Source organism: Sinorhizobium alkalisoli (genome assembly GCF_008932245.1).
Classification (GTDB): domain Bacteria; phylum Pseudomonadota; class Alphaproteobacteria; order Rhizobiales; family Rhizobiaceae; genus Sinorhizobium; species Sinorhizobium alkalisoli.
The window spans coordinates 700,962-716,965 of record NZ_CP034910.1 but is presented as its reverse complement, the minus strand read 5'-3'; the positions used below and the strand labels follow the sequence as shown (position 1 = coordinate 716,965).

General features: G+C 61.7%; 15 protein-coding genes. 7 read left to right on the top strand and 8 right to left on the bottom strand.

Annotated features, from left to right (window positions below):
* Positions 1 to 3: 3 nt before the first annotated feature.
* Positions 4 to 1,308, bottom strand: a complete 1,305-nt coding sequence (glyA, locus tag EKH55_RS20980) for a serine hydroxymethyltransferase (RefSeq protein WP_151612982.1) — start codon at positions 1,306 to 1,308, stop codon at positions 4 to 6.
* 40 nt (positions 1,309 to 1,348) lie between these two features.
* Positions 1,349 to 4,042, bottom strand: a complete 2,694-nt coding sequence (locus tag EKH55_RS20975; RefSeq protein WP_151612981.1) for a phosphoenolpyruvate carboxylase — start codon at positions 4,040 to 4,042, stop codon at positions 1,349 to 1,351.
* Between the two features lie 464 nt (positions 4,043 to 4,506).
* Here EKH55_RS20975 and EKH55_RS20970 point away from each other — a divergent pair, with 464 nt between their 5' ends.
* From EKH55_RS20970 to EKH55_RS20945, 6 genes are all read left to right on the top strand, one after another.
* Complete coding sequence (locus EKH55_RS20970; protein ID WP_151612980.1) at positions 4,507 to 4,824, top strand: hypothetical protein; 318 nt, start codon at positions 4,507 to 4,509, stop codon at positions 4,822 to 4,824.
* Between the two features lie 10 nt (positions 4,825 to 4,834).
* Positions 4,835 to 5,218 (top strand): hypothetical protein, encoded by a 384-nt coding sequence (locus tag EKH55_RS20965; protein ID WP_151612979.1) that lies wholly within the window; start codon positions 4,835 to 4,837, stop codon positions 5,216 to 5,218.
* A 16-nt stretch (positions 5,219 to 5,234) separates the two neighbouring features.
* On the top strand, positions 5,235 to 5,396 hold the full coding sequence (locus tag EKH55_RS20960) for a hypothetical protein (protein WP_106407733.1): 162 nt from the start codon (positions 5,235 to 5,237) through the stop codon (positions 5,394 to 5,396).
* An 11-nt stretch (positions 5,397 to 5,407) separates the two neighbouring features.
* Positions 5,408 to 6,805 (top strand): APC family permease, encoded by a 1,398-nt coding sequence (locus EKH55_RS20955; protein WP_069456761.1) that lies wholly within the window; start codon positions 5,408 to 5,410, stop codon positions 6,803 to 6,805.
* A 133-nt stretch (positions 6,806 to 6,938) separates the two neighbouring features.
* Positions 6,939 to 7,637 (top strand): hypothetical protein, encoded by a 699-nt coding sequence (locus tag EKH55_RS20950; protein ID WP_151612978.1) that lies wholly within the window; start codon positions 6,939 to 6,941, stop codon positions 7,635 to 7,637.
* 10 nt (positions 7,638 to 7,647) lie between these two features.
* Positions 7,648 to 7,911 carry a hypothetical protein gene (locus tag EKH55_RS20945; protein WP_069456763.1) on the top strand — a complete coding sequence of 88 codons (264 nt, stop codon included), beginning with the start codon at positions 7,648 to 7,650 and terminating at the stop codon, positions 7,909 to 7,911.
* Positions 7,912 to 8,077: 166 nt separating this feature from the next.
* Here the strand turns inward: EKH55_RS20945 and purU are convergent, their stop codons facing one another.
* The 6 genes from purU to EKH55_RS20915 all read right to left on the bottom strand — a co-directional run bounded on the left by purU (position 8,078) and on the right by EKH55_RS20915 (position 14,635).
* Entirely contained in the window at positions 8,078 to 8,962 is an 885-nt protein-coding gene (gene purU, locus EKH55_RS20940) for a formyltetrahydrofolate deformylase (RefSeq protein WP_069457200.1), read from the bottom strand.
* A 183-nt stretch (positions 8,963 to 9,145) separates the two neighbouring features.
* Positions 9,146 to 10,453, bottom strand: a complete 1,308-nt coding sequence (gene glnT, locus EKH55_RS20935) for a type III glutamate--ammonia ligase (RefSeq protein ID WP_069457201.1) — start codon at positions 10,451 to 10,453, stop codon at positions 9,146 to 9,148.
* 72 nt (positions 10,454 to 10,525) lie between these two features.
* Positions 10,526 to 11,854 carry an FMN-binding glutamate synthase family protein gene (locus tag EKH55_RS20930; protein ID WP_069457202.1) on the bottom strand — a complete coding sequence of 443 codons (1,329 nt, stop codon included), beginning with the start codon at positions 11,852 to 11,854 and terminating at the stop codon, positions 10,526 to 10,528.
* A 15-nt stretch (positions 11,855 to 11,869) separates the two neighbouring features.
* Positions 11,870 to 12,556, bottom strand: a complete 687-nt coding sequence (locus tag EKH55_RS20925; protein ID WP_151613901.1) for a GltB/FmdC/FwdC-like GXGXG domain-containing protein — start codon at positions 12,554 to 12,556, stop codon at positions 11,870 to 11,872.
* 38 nt (positions 12,557 to 12,594) lie between these two features.
* Complete coding sequence (locus tag EKH55_RS20920) at positions 12,595 to 13,500, bottom strand: class II glutamine amidotransferase (RefSeq protein ID WP_151612977.1); 906 nt, start codon at positions 13,498 to 13,500, stop codon at positions 12,595 to 12,597.
* Between the two features lie 136 nt (positions 13,501 to 13,636).
* Complete coding sequence (locus EKH55_RS20915) at positions 13,637 to 14,635, bottom strand: GlxA family transcriptional regulator (RefSeq protein WP_069457204.1); 999 nt, start codon at positions 14,633 to 14,635, stop codon at positions 13,637 to 13,639.
* Between the two features lie 95 nt (positions 14,636 to 14,730).
* On the opposite strand from EKH55_RS20915, the gene EKH55_RS20910 reads away from it, so the two are divergent.
* Entirely contained in the window at positions 14,731 to 15,981 is a 1,251-nt protein-coding gene (locus EKH55_RS20910) for a sarcosine oxidase subunit beta family protein (protein WP_151612976.1), read from the top strand.
* The last annotated feature ends 23 nt before the right edge of the window (positions 15,982 to 16,004 follow it).

Below are 16,004 nucleotides of genomic sequence, written 5' to 3'. Positions count from 1 at the left end.
CCTCTACTCGTAGATTCGGAATCGGCCGACCAGCTCCTGCACCTCCTCGCGCACGGCCGTCTCGACTGCCGCGTTGCAGGCTTCGCCGTAGGCCGCCAAGCCGTCGATGACGCGCATCGTCAGCCGCCCAACCTGGCGGAATTCCTCCACGAGGAAGCCGCGGGTCGTGCAGGCCGGAGTGCCGAGACGGACGCCCGACGTGACCATCGGACCCTGCGGGTCGAACGGAATGCCGTTCTTGTTGCAGGTGATATGGGCGCGTCCGAGGGCCGCCTCCACCGCCTTGCCGGTGAGGTTCTTGCGCCGGAGGTCGACCAGCATCAGATGCGTATCGGTGCCGCCAGAGACGATATCGACCCCGCCCTTGGACAGCGTGTCGGCAAGCGCCTTCGCGTTGGCGACGACGTTTGCGGCGTAGATCTTGAATTCCGGCCTAAGCGCCTCGCCGAATGCGACTGCCTTTGCGGCAATGACATGCATCAGCGGACCACCCTGCAGGCCCGGAAACACAGCCGAATTGATCTTCTTGCCGATCTCCTCGTCGTTGGACAACACCATGCCGCCGCGCGGGCCGCGCAGCGTCTTGTGCGTGGTCGTGGTCACGACGTGGGCGTGCTCAAGCGGATTCGGATGCACGCCGCCCGCAACCAGGCCGGCGAAATGCGCCATGTCGACAAAGAGCTTTGCTCCTACTTCGTCGGCAATTTCGCGGAATGCCTTGAAGTCGATGACGCGCGGATAGGCAGAGCCGCCGGCGAGGATCACCTTGGGCTGATGTCTCCTGGCCAGGTCGCGCACCTCGTCCATGTCGATGCGGTGGGTGTCGGGGCGCACGCCATACGAAACGACGTTGAACCACTTGCCCGATTGATTGACCGGCGCGCCGTGGGTCAGGTGCCCGCCGGCGGCGAGGTTCAGACCAAGGAACGTGTCGCCCGGCTGCATCAGCGCCATGAACACCGCCTGATTGGCTTGGCTTCCGGAATTGGGCTGCACGTTCACGAAGCTGCAGTTGAAAATCGTCTTGGCGCGTTCGCGGGCGAGTTCCTCGACCTCGTCGACATGCTGACAGCCGCCATAGTAGCGACGGCCGGGATAACCCTCGGCATATTTGTTTGTCAGCACCGAGCCTTGCGCCTCGAGCACTGCCTTGGAGACGATGTTTTCCGAGGCGATCAGTTCAATTTCGTCGCGCTGGCGGTGGAGTTCGCGGTCGACCATGCCGCTCACGGCGGGATCCGCCTGGGCAACGCCGCTGCGGAAGAAATGATCGGCACTGCCGACGCCGAACCTGGTGGGAATATTCATTTGGCTCCTCCCTTGCGGCGCTTCACTGCGCCAATGCTCGTCAGCCGGTCCATCCGAGGCCGGCCGAAATGCAATTGATCGAAAGCAGCAGCGCATTGACCGCCCGCTTCGGGCTGGCCGAATTGCCGTCCCGGGCGCGCACCTCGCGCAGCAACTGCACCTGCAGACGATGGATCGAATCCATCTGTGGACGTATGCGGTCAAAATGGCGCTTGAAGGCGGGGAACCGTTCAGAGAGCTCCAGACCCCCATTGATCTGCGAGATCATCTTGCGGGTCAGCGCGTATTCTGCAGCGATCTTACCGTAGATGCGCTCGCCCAGCTCATGATCCTGCACCAGGCCCGCATAAAGGTGGCCAATGTCCATGTCGGACTGATAGAGGCCCTTGTCGACCTCGTCGACGATGAGCCGGAAGAAGCGCGAACGTTCGAACATTTGCCGAAGCAGGTCGAGACCGACCTCTCCGCGCACATTGACGAAGGAATTCAGCGCGCTGCCGATGCCGTACCAATTGGTAATCAGATGCCGGTTCTGGCTCCAGGCGAAGACCCAGGGAATTGCGCGCAGATCGGAGATGTCGCGGGCGCCGAAGCGGCGTGCCGGGCGCGAGCCGATCTTCAGCAGCGACAGTTCTTCAACCGGGCTCGCCTGATTGAAATAGTCGATGAAACCAGGCTCCCGTATCAGGCCCGAATAGGATGCCTGCGACATGCCGGTCAGCGCCTCCAGTGCCTCGCTGAACTCTGGAGTATCCTTGAGCTCGAGTTCATTGCGCGACTTGACCGAGTGGGCGAAGACGCTCGCGGCCAGGATTTCGAGCTGATAGAGGCCAGTGCCGCGGTTGGCGAATTTCGACGACACCACTTCACCCTGTTCCGTGACGCGCATGACCCCGCCGATAGTGCCTGCCGGCTGGGCTGCGATCGCCCGGCCTGTGGGCGCGCCGCCACGGCTGACCGAACCGCCGCGCCCGTGGAAGAAGCTGATCTTGACATTGCGCTTCTGGCTGAGCGCGGTGATACGCCGCTGCGCCTTGTTAAGCTCCCAGTTGGAGGCGAGAAAGCCTCCGTCCTTGTTGGAATCGGAATAGCCGAGCATGACCTCCTGGCGGTTGCCGAAGTCACGGACCGAGCGGCGGACGATCGACACGCCGAGCAACTGGTCCAGAATTTCGGGCGCGGCACGCAGGTCCGCGATGGTCTCAAACAACGGCACGACACGCAGGTTGATGGTGCCGCTGCCGTCGAGCGTGGGGGCGAGGCCGGCATACTGGGCCAGCACATAAACGGCGAGCAGATCGTCGCTCGACCGCGTCATGGACAAGATGAAGGCACCGATCGCGCCGCCGTTCGGATCCGACGAAGCCTCGCGAATGACATCGAATAGATCGAGCAGTTCCTGCGCTTCATCGGACAGGCTCGTGCGATCGGCCGAGAGTTGTTCGCCCGAATGAAGCGCCGAGCGGATGCGCGCGGTCCATTGGGGCGTGTCGGGGGCCGGTGCCTCGGCCCCGTCCGCATCACGGAACAGTTCTGCCAGCACACGATTGACGACGGTGGAATTCTGCCGGATGTCAAGCGAGACGGTGCGGAAGCCAAAGCTCTCGACCTGCTGGCGCAGCGGACGAACGAAACGGCCGGCCGCGCGATTGCCGCCGAGCTGGACGAGAACGTTTTCCAGATCGCGCAGGTCGGCCCTGAAGGCGTCCGCACGTGCATAGGGCTTGGCCGAGGCTTCGCCGCACATCGCCTGCAGGCGTGCCAGCATCGCCGCCGCGAACTGGCGCAACGGCTCGTCGGGATTGCGCGCGACGATCTCCGAAGCACAGCCGGTGCGATGCAGCGCGCGAGCCAGCGCCTTGCCGAAATCGTCCGGAATGTCGACGACGTTGGCGCTGACGCTGAGTACGGTGACCAGCCGGCGAACTTGCTGGATGTACCAGCCGATGATGGCCTGGCGGCATTCGTTGAGCGCATAGTCAGTGATCTGCGCCGTTACGTTCGGATTGCCATCACGGTCGCCGCCGATCCACGACGCATAGCGCATGAACGACGGCACCTTGAGGTCGTACTCCGGATAGTGGCGCGCCAATGCCTCCTGGGCGGCGGTATAGAGCTTGGGCGTCGCTTCGAAGATGACTTCGCGGAAAAAGTGCAGACCCCAGGCGATCTCGCGCTCGACGGACGGACGTTCGAGCCGTAACTCGCCCGACATCCACAGAAGCTCGATCTCGCTTTGGAGATCGCTGATGTGCTGGTCGCGCTCGCGCGGCGCCCAGCGCCGCTGTTCGAGCTCGGTCAGCTTGCGGTAGATGCGCCGGTGAATTTCGAGGACGGTGACACGCTTGGCCTCGGTCGGATGGGCGGTCATCGTCGGTCCAACGCAGAGATTGTCCAGGGTGGCCTGGATATCCTCGGCCGGATAGCCTGCCGCCGCGATCTCACCCACGACGTTGGAGAAGGAGCCGACGACTTCGTCCGCCCCGCCCATCTGCTCGAGTTCGCGGCGCGAACGCATGGCCAGCAGTTCGTTTGCGATGGTGACGAGTTGGAACCAGATGCCGGTCGCTTGCAGCGCGCCGATGCGCTGTTCCTCGGGCAGAGCGTCCAGCGGCACCGCTCCGGTAAGCACCGCGGCCAATGCGGGTTCGCGTTCGCTGACGACTGACAGCAGCAGCCTGAACAGAAGGCTGCGCACATCCTCGCGAAAACTGAGCGGTCTGAACTCCTCCACTGCGACACCCGTTTGTCTAGCTGTTGTTCCCAGGAGGCAGCCAAAGCAGGCGACCCCCGCCCGTCCTACGAAAATGCTTTGTTGGGGAAATATCCCGACCAGCAGCAGACCGTCTTTCGTCGCAGTTGAAAACGCCCGGTCGGGTAGAAATCCTGTGCGTCCGGGTGGGTAGCCGGCCTGCCCGAACGATGGTCGCCGGGCGCATTGCCGCCTGCTCTTGTCGGGTTCGGTGAAGTTTTTTGACACACCGTTCGCTGACAAAGATCAATCTATTCAATGCCGTCCCGGCCTGGCCTCAATTCGCAGGAGCGCGAAGCAGGCAGCTGCACTTGACAGTAATTTCACTTCGCCTAACATTCCTGTGAGGCAAATCTTTTTGCCGTGCTGAAAGATGCGAGATTCCATCCCGAGACAATAAGAACCCGAAGCGGGCTGGAGGAGGACCCAATGGAGGAGGAAAGCCAATGGAAGCGACGCTTAGCAAGCTTCTTGAAGACACGACTCTCAGTCAGCGTATCCATGCCATGCATAGGCGCGACCGTGCCTGCCTAACGACGTTCGTCGTGGTGTTGTGGTCCACGATGCTATTCGCATTGTTCAGCGTCTGGCCCTACATATCGCTGACCCCAATCGCGATTATCCTGACCGTTGCATGCGTGCTGGTCCTAATTTTCAACACGGCCGCGATCGTGGCCATGCTGCGCCACTACGAGGAAGACAAGCACTTCATCTATAGCCTCGATCTCAAGCATCTCGACGAGATGCGTCGCCACAAACTCTAGGAGTGGCTTCATGGCATACGACCCCCCCAAACAAAGCCTGGTGGGCCAGATCTTCGACGTGATCACTTTGCTCGTGCTCACTATCGGCGCGCTCTACATACCGCTCTATCTCGGCCTTGCCGGCGCGGCCAAGGTGCCAAGCCCGATCGCCAATCCGACCTGGGAAGCTCTTGGCCAGAACGCCACGGAACAGCAGCAGTGGGCGGCACTGGGTGTCACCGATCCGGCCGCCGCGAATGAAATCATCACCGCCCGCTTCGACTACAGCTTCAGTTGGTCTGCACTTATCGTCATGGCCGTGCTCGTCATCGGCTATTTCGTGATGGTGGTTCGGCTTTCCGACAGGGAATACCGCGAGGTCATCGAAGAACGCTTCGGCGAGAAGCGGCGCTAGGGAGGCTAGCTTACGCATGTGGAACCTACTCGAATATGCGGCGTGGGCACTGTCGGCGCTGTTCGGCGTGCTGATGGTCGCCGACCTCATCCGCATCGACATCACCTATGACAACGACCTGCTGATCTCTTCTCGCGAAGGCGAGATCGAAGCTACCGCAGAACGCCACGAGCTTTAAGGGGAACAGCAATGGAAGATTTCGCATCAACCGCGGCTGGGACCGACCGGATTCGCCTGTTGAGAGTGCTCGGGCCTTCGCATGTCTGGGCACTCGGCGTCGGTATCGTTCTCGTCGGCGAATATATGGGCTGGAATTTCTCTGTCGGAAAAGGCGGGATGATCGCCGGCCTGATCGCCTGCTGGGTGGCCGGCCTGCTCTACACCTGCGTCGCCATGATCGACTCGGAGGTGACTTCGACGGTTGCCGCGGCCGGCGGCCAGTACGCCCAGGCCAAGCACATCGTCGGCCCGCTGATGGCCTTCAACGTCGGCCTCTTCCTCGTCATGGCCTACACCATGCTCGAGGCCGCAAATGCAATCACCGTCGGCTTCCTGCTCGACACGGTCGCGGGCATGCAGGGCCAGGCAGGGCTGAACCAGCAACCCTTTATCGTGCTCGCCATCATGTTCCTGGCGTGGCTCAACTATCGCGGCGTGCTCGCGACGCTGACCTTCAATCTGGTCATCACCGCCATCGCCTTCATCGCGATCATAGCGCTGTTCGTATCGGTGCAGTTCGGCGCCTCCGCGGTACCGCTCGACTTCTCGGCCATCACGTCCGATCCACTGCCCTATGGCTGGGTCGGTATCGTTGCATCGCTGCATTTCGGTCTCTGGTACTATCTGGGAATTGAGGGCACCTGCCAGGCCGCAGAGGAAGTGCGCTCCCCTGCCCGTTCGCTGCCCTATGGCACCATGGCCGGCATCATGACGCTGCTGATCGCGGCCACCATGACCTGGTATGTCTGCTCGGGGCTGATGCCTTGGGAATATCTTGGCCAAGCCGGCACGCCGCTGTTCGATGCCGCCCGCGTCACCGGCAGCGCCGGATTGATGGTCCTGCTCTTCGTCGGCACGGCGTTCGCCACGCTTGCCTCGGCGAACGGCTGCATCAACGACGCTTCTCGCGCCTGGTTCTCGATGAGCCGCGACCGCTATCTGCCAAGCTGGTTCGGCGCGGTCCATCCGGTGTACCGCACGCCCTATCGGGCGATCGTGTTCCTGGTTCCAATCGCGCTCATCTTTGCGCTCGGCGCTCCGCTCGATCAGGTCGTCACCTTCTCGATCCTGTCGGGCCTGCTCGGCTATACTTTCATGACCTTCAACATGGTCATGTTCCGCAACAAATGGCCGCTCGACAAGATCAAGCGCGGCTACGTGCATCCGTTCCATCCGCTGCCAACGATCGTGCTGCTTGTCCTGTGCTCGACCGCCTATTTCGCCGTGTTCCTCGGCTACGGCACACAGCTCAGCGCGATGATGTGCTTCTACATCGTGGCGTCGCTCTGGTTCCACTTCCGGCGCTACAAGTTCGTGCGCCGCGGCGACCAGTTCACCATGCCGTGGCCGAAGCCACGCGGCTATTGATCGGGTCGAAGTCGGCGGCACCTGCGTGCCGCCGACCCTCACAAGGCGCGTTGCCGGATTCGGATCCCCGCGCCCTAACCTCTTTCCAGGGCGCTTGCCGTGCAAAAGCCGGCGATTACGCCAGGGCGCACGCATGATCACCACCCTTGCATTCTCAGCCTTCATAGCAGCTTGCGGCATAGGGATGGGCGCACGCGCCGTCCACGACCACCGGGCGGCTCTGGCCTGGCGCCGCAGCCTCTTGGATGAAGCCGCACGGCTGTTTCCGGTCGCTCGTATCACCCACGGCGCTGATCAGTTTCCGATCCTCGTCGGCAAGCTTGAGGACGGGCGGCAGATAAAGGTCGAACTCGTGGTCGACACAATGGTCTGCCGACGGCTACCGCAATTATGGCTGAAGCTCACTTTGCTCGAAGCCGCCGTATGCGCCCGGCCCAGGATCGGTGCGCTGGCCCGGCCGACCGGCGCCGAGTTCTACTCGCTCGTCCACGACATGCCGCATTGGTTCACCCCCCCGCCCACCAATGCCGCCCTTTTGATGCGCGGTGACGGGAGCGCCTCGCGCCAGCAGGTCGAACGCGCCACAGCCATGTTCGGCAGCCTGTTTTCCGATCCCACACTCAAGGAGGCCGCGATTACTCCGCGCGGCGTGCGGCTCGTCCGTCAGGCGGCGCAGGGCCAACGCGGCGCGCATCTGATCTTGCGGCAGGCGCGTTTTGCAGTCACCGCGATTGCGCCTGAGATCATACGCCGGACGATCGCCGAAGCAGCGGCCCTGAGCCGCTGCCTGGCCGACGATATACCGATTTCTCCCGATACCGCTGCCAGCTGAGGAGCGCACCATGGCCAAGCCGATCAATCCCTATATGGTGCTTGCGCTGGCCTCGGTGCTGCCTGGTGCCGGCCATGTGGCAGTGCGCAATGCATCCCGCGGCCTGGCCTTTGCCTTTTTCGTCGTGTTCTTCTCGGTCGTTACCTACATGACGGCGCCTCCTGATCGTTCATTTCTCGGGAGGCATGCCGGCGGCCTGTTCGTCTGGGCCCTATCGATCCCCGACGCTTATCGCCGTGCGCGTGTCCGCACAGTCATGGCTCGCAAGAGCTGAGATCGATCCTGCGGCGCCGTGCGTCTTAGGACGCAGGAACGGCCGCTGTAAATCTTTGCACTGCTGCATGTTTTCTTAAATCGAATCCGATTGAGAGCAGGCCCGCCATCTCAATGTGGCGACGGTCCTGCCTCCTTGGCGGGCGACCAGCTGCCTGCCTCGGCCATCACCCCATTCTTTCCGACGCATAAGAACCGGGGCTTGGAGGAAATACGATGGTGCGGGCACCATTGAGGAAGACCCGGCGGTGGATATGAGCATGAATGGCACGTGCAAGTACCTGCGCTTCGACATCTCGGCCAAGCGAGACATAGTCTTCCGCGCTCTGCGCATGGGTGATCCGGACCGTATCCTGCTCGATGATCGGACCTTCGTCGAGGTCGGCCGTCACGTAGTGCGCCGTGGCACCGATCAGCTTCACACCGCGCTGATAGGCCTGCTTGTACGGGTTGGCACCCTTGAAGCTCGGCAGGAAAGAATGGTGAATATTGATAATTTTGCCGGACATCTTCTCACACATCTTGTCCGACAGAACCTGCATGTAGCGCGCGAGCACGATCAGTTCTGTCCCGGTACTCTCCACCAGTTCGCTAATTCTGGCTTCCGCCTGAGGCTTGTTTTCCTTCGTTACCGGAATGTGGTGGAACGGGATGTCATGGTTGACGACGACCTTCTGATAATCGAAGTGGTTTGAAACAACCCCGACGATGTCGATGGGCAGCGCGCCTATGCGCCAGCGGTAGAGAAGGTCGTTCAGGCAGTGACCGAAACGGGAGACCATCAGCAGCACCTTCATGCGCTCCGACTGGTCGTGGAGGGTGGTCTCCATCTCGAACGTCTCGGCGATCGGCTTCAGCCCCGAAGCCAGATCTGCGCGCGTTGCTCCCTTTTCCGAAATGAATCCGACACGCATGAAGAACCTGCCTGTGCCGAGGTCGTCGAACTGTGAGCTGTCGGTGATGTTGCAACCCATTTCCGCCAGAAATCCTGAAATGGCAGCGACGATACCCCGGGTGGACTTGCAGGCTACGGTCAGGACGTAGTTTGTCATGTGGCACGCTCTCTCTATAGCATCGACCCGAAAATCGGACCCGATATTCGGGAAGCTCAATGCGCAGATTAAAAGAGTCACAGCGACCTTTGCGCGCCTGAAAAGACGCGCGGCGCTGCAAGTGACGTTAAAAATCCCCGTGCCGAAGCACGGGGAATTGCCGCAAAGCGGCTGGGGAGATCCCTAGATATCGAGTGTGGTTTGATGCTCCCACTCGGTGAACTGCGAGCAATAGGTGTCCCACTCGCTCTGCTTGAGTTTCAGATAGGCGGCGGAGAACTCTCGTCCCAGAGCCGCCTGCAGCTCCTCGTCTTTGCTGTATTCCCGCAGCGCGTCGAGCAGGTTGAGCGGCAGCTTCGGCGCGTCGGTCACCTTGTGGCCGTCCTTGTACATGTCGATGTCGTAGTGGCGGCCGGGGTCAGCCTTGGTACGGATGCCGGACAGGCCGGCCGCGATGATGATCGCTTGCAGCAGATAAGGATTGACGGCGCCGTCCGGCAGGCGCAGCTCGAAGCGGCCAGGGCCGGGGACACGCACCATGTGGGTGCGGTTGTTGCCGGTCCAGGTCACGGAGTTCGGTGCCCAGGTCGCACCGGAGATCGTGCGCGGCGCGTTGATGCGCTTGTAGGAATTGACCGTCGGATTGGTGACAGCGGCGAGTGCGCTGGCATGCTTCATAATACCACCAAGGAAGTGGCGTCCCTGCGCCGAGAGGCCGAATTCGTCCCTCTTGTCGGCAAAAGCATTGATCTCCCCTTCCAAGTCCCAAACCGAGATATGCGCATGGCAACCGTTGCCCGTCAGCCCCTTGAAGGGCTTCGGCATGAAGGTTGCTCTGAGGCCGTGCTTCTCGGCGACGGATTTCACCATGAACTTGAAGAAGGAGTGCTTGTCGGCCGTCTTCAGCGCGTCGTCATATTCCCAGTTCATCTCGAACTGGCCGTTCGCGTCCTCATGATCGTTCTGGTAGGGCTTCCAGCCAAGCTCGAGCATGTAGTCACAGATCTCGGCGATCACGTCGTAGCGGCGCATCACCGCCTGCTGGTCGTAGCAGGGCTTTTCTGCAGTATCGAACGTGTCGGAAATCTTCGAACCATCCGGGGAGATCAGGAAGAATTCCGGCTCGACGCCAGTCTTGACCCGTAGCCCTTCCTTGGCGGCTTCGGTAACCAGCTTCTTGAGCACGACACGCGGCGCCTGGTCGAGCGGCACATCGTCCATGAAGCAGTCGGCGGCAACCCAGGCGACATCCTTCTTCCAAGGCAGCTGGATGACCGAGGAAGCATCCGGCAGGGCAAAAAGATCCGGATGCGCAGGCGTCAGATCGAACCAGGTCGCAAAGCCAGCAAAGCCCGCGCCGCCCTTCTGCATGTCCGCGATCGCTTCAGCCGGAACCAGTTTGGCGCGTTGTCCGCCGAACAGGTCCGTGTAGCTGATCATGAAATATTTAACGCCCTTGTCGCGAGCGAATGTAGAGAGATCCAGTGTCACGTTGTTCCCCTTTTGGATTCAGACACTCAATTTCAAAGCAGACCGCAACCTCTCAAGTGCGGCCTGTCATATTCAAAAGCCGCCTTTGCCGGGATACCAGTTCGTGCCGGCGAGCGGGATCTGCGCCATGGCGGCGGCTTCCATCGTCAGAGCGCACAGGTCTTCCGGCTCGAGGTTATGCAGGTGGTTCTTGCCGCAAGCGCGCGCAATGGTCTGCGCCTCCAATGTCATCACCTTCAGATAGTTGGCGAGACGGCGGCCGGCGGCAACCGGATCGAGGCGGGCGGCGAGTTCGGGATCCTGCGTGGTAATGCCAGCCGGATCCTTGCCTTCGTGCCAGTCGTCATAGGCGCCGGCCGTCGTGCCGAGCTTCTGGTATTCTTCTTCCCACCGCGGATCGTTGTCGCCGATGGCGACCAGAGCGGCCGTGCCGATGGCAACCGCATCGGCGCCGAGCGCCAGCGCCTTGGCGACGTCCGCGCCGGAGCGAATGCCGCCGGATACGACGAGCTGGACCTTGCGGTGCATGCCGAGATCCTGCAGCGCCTGCACGGCCGGGCGGATGCAGGCGAGGATCGGCATGCCGACATGCTCGATGAACACGTCCTGGGTGGCAGCCGTGCCGCCCTGCATGCCGTCGAGCACCACGACATCGGCTCCAGCCTTTACCGCGAGTGCCGTGTCGTAATAGGGGCGTGCTCCGCCGACCTTCACATAGATCGGCTTCTCCCAGTCGGTGATCTCGCGTATTTCAAGGATCTTGATTTCGAGATCGTCCGGCCCGGTCCAATCGGGATGGCGGCAGGCCGAGCGCTGGTCTATACCCTTGGGCAGGTTGCGCATGTTGGCGACGCGGTCGGAAATCTTCTGGCCAAGCAGCATACCACCACCGCCGGGTTTGGCGCCTTGACCAACCACAACCTCGATGGCATCGGCGCGGCGCAAATCCTTCGGGTTCATGCCGTAGCGCGAGGGCAGGTACTGATAGACCAGCGTCTGAGAATGGCCGCGCTCCTCGTCCGTCATGCCGCCGTCGCCGGTGGTGGTCGAGGTGCCGGAAATCGTCGCGCCGCGGCCGAGCGCCTCCTTGGCAGGGCCAGACAGCGCGCCGAAGCTCATGCCGGCGATGGTGATCGGGATCTTCAGTTGGATCGGCTTCTTGGCGTAGCGTGTGCCGAGAACGACCGAGGTATCGCATTTCTCGCGATAGCCTTCGAGCGGATAGCGCGAGATCGACGCGCCGAGAAAGAGAAGGTCGTCGAAGTGCGGAACTTTGCGCTTGGTGCCGGCGCCGCGAATATCATAGATACCGGTGGCAGCCGCACGGCGGATTTCCGCAAGCGTATAGTCGTCGAAGGTCGCGGATTTGCGCGGCGGGGTATAGGGGTTGTGATAGCTCATACTCGTCCCTTGCCTTTAATACGCGTCGGCGTTGTCGATATTAAAATTGTAGAGCTTGCGGGCCGAGCCATAGCGCTTGAACTCCTCCGGCCGGATACCCTGGACGTCGGCCTTTTCCAGTAGCTCGGCGAGCTTTTGCAGGTGCTCCGGACGCATCTCCTTCTCGATGCAATCGGCGCCGAGGCTCTTGACCGTGCCGCGCACGAAGAGTTTGGCTTCATAAAGACTGTCACCCAGGGCATCGCCCGCATCGCCGAGCACGACGAGGTGGCCGGACTGGCCCATAAAGGCCGACATATGGCCGATACTACCATGAACGACGATGTCGATGCCCTTCATCGAGATCCCGCAGCGCGATGCCGCATTGCCCTTGATGACGAGAAGGCCACCGCGTCCGGTCGCGCCGGCATATTGCGACGCATCACCTTCTATGATCACCGTGCCGGACATCATGTTTTGGGCCACGCCTGGGCCGGCCGAGCCATGAACCGTAATGGTTCCGCCGTCATTCATGCCGGCGCAGTAATAGCCGACGCTGCCGCGCACATCAACGGTGACCGGCTGGTCGATGCCGACGGCAACGGCATGGCTGCCTCGCGGATTGATGACTTCGAAGTTCGTGTCATTCCTGCCCGGGGCGATCGCGTGCAGCGCGCTGTTCAACTCGCGAAGAGGCGTTTTGACGAGATCGAAAACGCGCATTGCTTCCAGACTTTCTCGTTCTACACTCGCGTCCATGGTTATGCAGCCTTCTCATGATCCCAGAAGTAGACGGTGGCGGGCTCCGGCTCCCAGACGCGTGCGTCTTCAATGCCCGGCAGGCTGACGAGTGCCCGGTATTCGGAGCCGAAGGCGACATACTGATCCGTTTCGGCCATCACCGCCGGCTTGCAGGCGATCGGATCACGAACGACGCCGAAGCCCGATTTGGTGCCGACGACGAAAGTGAAGAAGCCGTCGAGATCGTCGAGCGCGCTCGTCAACGCCTCGCCGAGGTCTTTGCCCTTGGCCATTTCCGCCGTCAGGTAAGCGGCGGCGACTTCAGAGTCGTTCTGCGTCTCGAAGGCCATGCCCTCGCGGGTGAGATCGCGGCGCAAATTGTTGTGGTTCGACAGCGAGCCATTGTGTACGAGGCACTGGTCCGACCCCGTGGAGAACGGGTGCGCCCCGAGCGTCGTGACTGCCGATTCCGTCGCCATGCGAGTGTGGCCGATGCCATGCGTACCGCTCATGGAGCGCACGTCGAAACGGGCGACGACGTCCTTTGGCAGGCCGACCTCCTTGTATATCTCGACGCTGTCGCCGGACCCCATGATGCGCACATCCGGGCGAATGGCGGCGAGAACGGAGCGAACATCCGCGAGCCTGGCCGCTGCAACCGCGATGACCGCATGGGTGCTCTTGCGAGCGACGCGTGCCGGCAAACCCGCTTCAGCGAGGTCCCGCTCGAGATCTGCGAAATCGATATTGGGTTTCGCCGACTGGATCGTTACCTTCGCCTTCCCCTCGGTGGCCGAGCCATAGATGGCTATCCCCGCCGAGTCTGGGCCTCGGTCCGTCATGGTAATCAGCATGTCCGAAAGCAACTGACCGAGCTGTGGCTCAAGCCTGCTGTCTTTCAGAAACAAACCAACTATGCCGCACATTGCGTCGTCCCTCCGTTTGCACATGAATAGTGGTAGCACTTCGTTGCGCGGCAATCAACTGTGGAGAATATTTTTTTCTTGATAGGCAAGACGTATGCTCGCAATGGAGCTTGTCCGAATGACGTGCGCTCGAGGCTCACGCTTTCATTGAGCCCGACAGAGGTTGTTTTCGGGGCCGTCGGCGCAGGCTTCCCGGCGTCTCCGAAAACAAGCGCTTGAACGCGTTCGAAAAATGCGCGGGGCTGGAAAAACCGGTGGCATAGGCGATTTCCGGGATTGAGAGCGGACTCTGCTGCAAAAGCCGGCGCGCGTGGCGCAGCCGGATCTCGCGGTATGTCTCGAGAAAGCCCGCCCCGCGATACTCCTTGAAAAGCCGATCGAGATGCCGCGGGCTGACGCCGGCCAACCGCGCCATGGAGGTCCGGTCGAGTGGTCGTTCGATCGCCGTTTCCATCTTCTCGAGAACCGCCAAAAGGGCAGGATGATTGGTTCCGAACCGCTCTGCGACCGAACCACGCTGCGGCGCTGCCGGTTCGGCGACGGCCGCGTGCAGATACCAGTCGCTGACCCGGCGGGCAAAATCGGCGCCCAGGCGTTCGGCGATCATCGCATGCATCATGTCGAGCGGCGCCACCCCACCGCCACAGGTGGCAATTCCGCCATCGAGCACGAAGCGCGCGTGTCGGGGGGTGAGATGGGGAAATGCTTCCTTCAGCGCAGGCGCGTGCTCCCAATGAATTGTGAAGTCGCGATTGTCGAGCAGCCCGGCAGCGGCGAGCACGAAGGCTCCGCTCGATATGCCGCCGATGCGAACTCCGAGGCGCGATAGCCGCCGGAGCGTCGTATGCGACGCAGACGTGTCCGCCCAGTCGGCGGGCTCTCCGCCCGCGCAGACGAAGACCGTATGGCAGGTTTCTCCCTCGCTCTCCAGATCCGCACAGCCGATCGGCACGCCGGAGGATGAAGTGACGGTCCCGGCCTCCTGCGCGAGTGGGACGATCTGGTAGAGGGTTCGGCCGGCGAGAAGATTGGCCGCACGCAACGGCTCCGTCGCCGATGCGTAGCTCATCAGCGCGAAATTCCGAACCAGCAGAAAGCCGATTCTCTGAATATTCTTGCTGTCGGAAGATGCCATGCCCGATTCTTACATCAAAGCGTCCCGTATTTGCAACTCATCGGGCGATTCAGATGCTAGCTTGCCCTCCGAGGACTTCTGATAGGGCGACACCCATGCGCTACTCTGCACTTTCCATCCTTCTCAATGGCCTGCGCGGCAATCGGAACTGGACGCCGGCCTGGCGCCAGCCCGACCCGAAGCCCAATTACGACGTGATCATTGTAGGCGGCGGTGGTCATGGCCTTGCGACGGCCTACTACCTCGCAAAGGAATTCGGCATCGCCAATGTCGCGGTGCTGGAGAAGAACTATATCGGTTCGGGCAATGTCGGCCGCAACACGACCATCATCCGCTCCAACTATCTGCTTCCCGGCAACAATCCGTTCTACGAGCTCTCCATGAAACTCTGGGAGGGGCTGGAGCAGGATTTCAACTTCAACGCCATGGTCTCCCAGCGCGGCGTCCTGAACCTCTATCATTCCGATGCCCAGCGCGACGCCTATACGCGGCGCGGCAATGCAATGCGGCTGCATGGGGTGGACGCCGAACTTCTCGACAGGGCGGCCGTCCGCAAGATGCTGCCTTTCCTCGACTTCGACAATGCCCGATTCCCGATCCAGGGCGGGCTCCTGCAACGGCGTGGCGGCACGGTTCGTCACGATGCCGTCGCCTGGGGCTATGCCCGCGGCGCCGACTCGCGCGGCGTCGATATCATCCAGAATTGCGAAGTGACTGCGATACGACGCGAAAATGGCCGCGTAGCAGGCGTCGAAACCAGCCGCGGCTTTATCGGCTGCAATACGTTGGCGCTGGCAGCGGCCGGCAATTCGTCTCAGGTGGCGGAGATGGCCGGACTCAAGCTGCCGATCGAGAGCCATGTGCTCCAGGCCTTCGTGTCGGAAGGCTTGAAGCCTTTTATCGACGGCGTGGTCACATTCGGCGCCGGACACTTCTACGTTTCGCAATCGGACAAGGGTGGCCTCGTCTTCGGCGGCGATCTCGACGGCTACAATTCCTATGCACAGCGCGGCAACCTTGCGACGGTCGAACACGTCGCGGAAGCCGGCAAGGCGATGATCCCGTCCTTGTCGCGAGTGCGCGTGCTGCGATCCTGGGGCGGCATCATGGATATGTCGATGGACGGCTCGCCGATCATCGACCGGACGCCGATCGACAATCTCTATCTCAACGCCGGCTGGTGCTATGGCGGTTTCAAGGCCACCCCCGCCTCCGGCTTCTGCTTTGCGCATCTCATCGCCCGCGGCACGCCACAAAAGACTGCCGCAGCCTTTCGTCTCGACCGTTTCGAGCGCGGCTATCTCATCGACGAAAAGGGGCAAGGCGCCCAGCCCAACCTTCACTGAGTTTGCGGACCAAGGAAATCCGA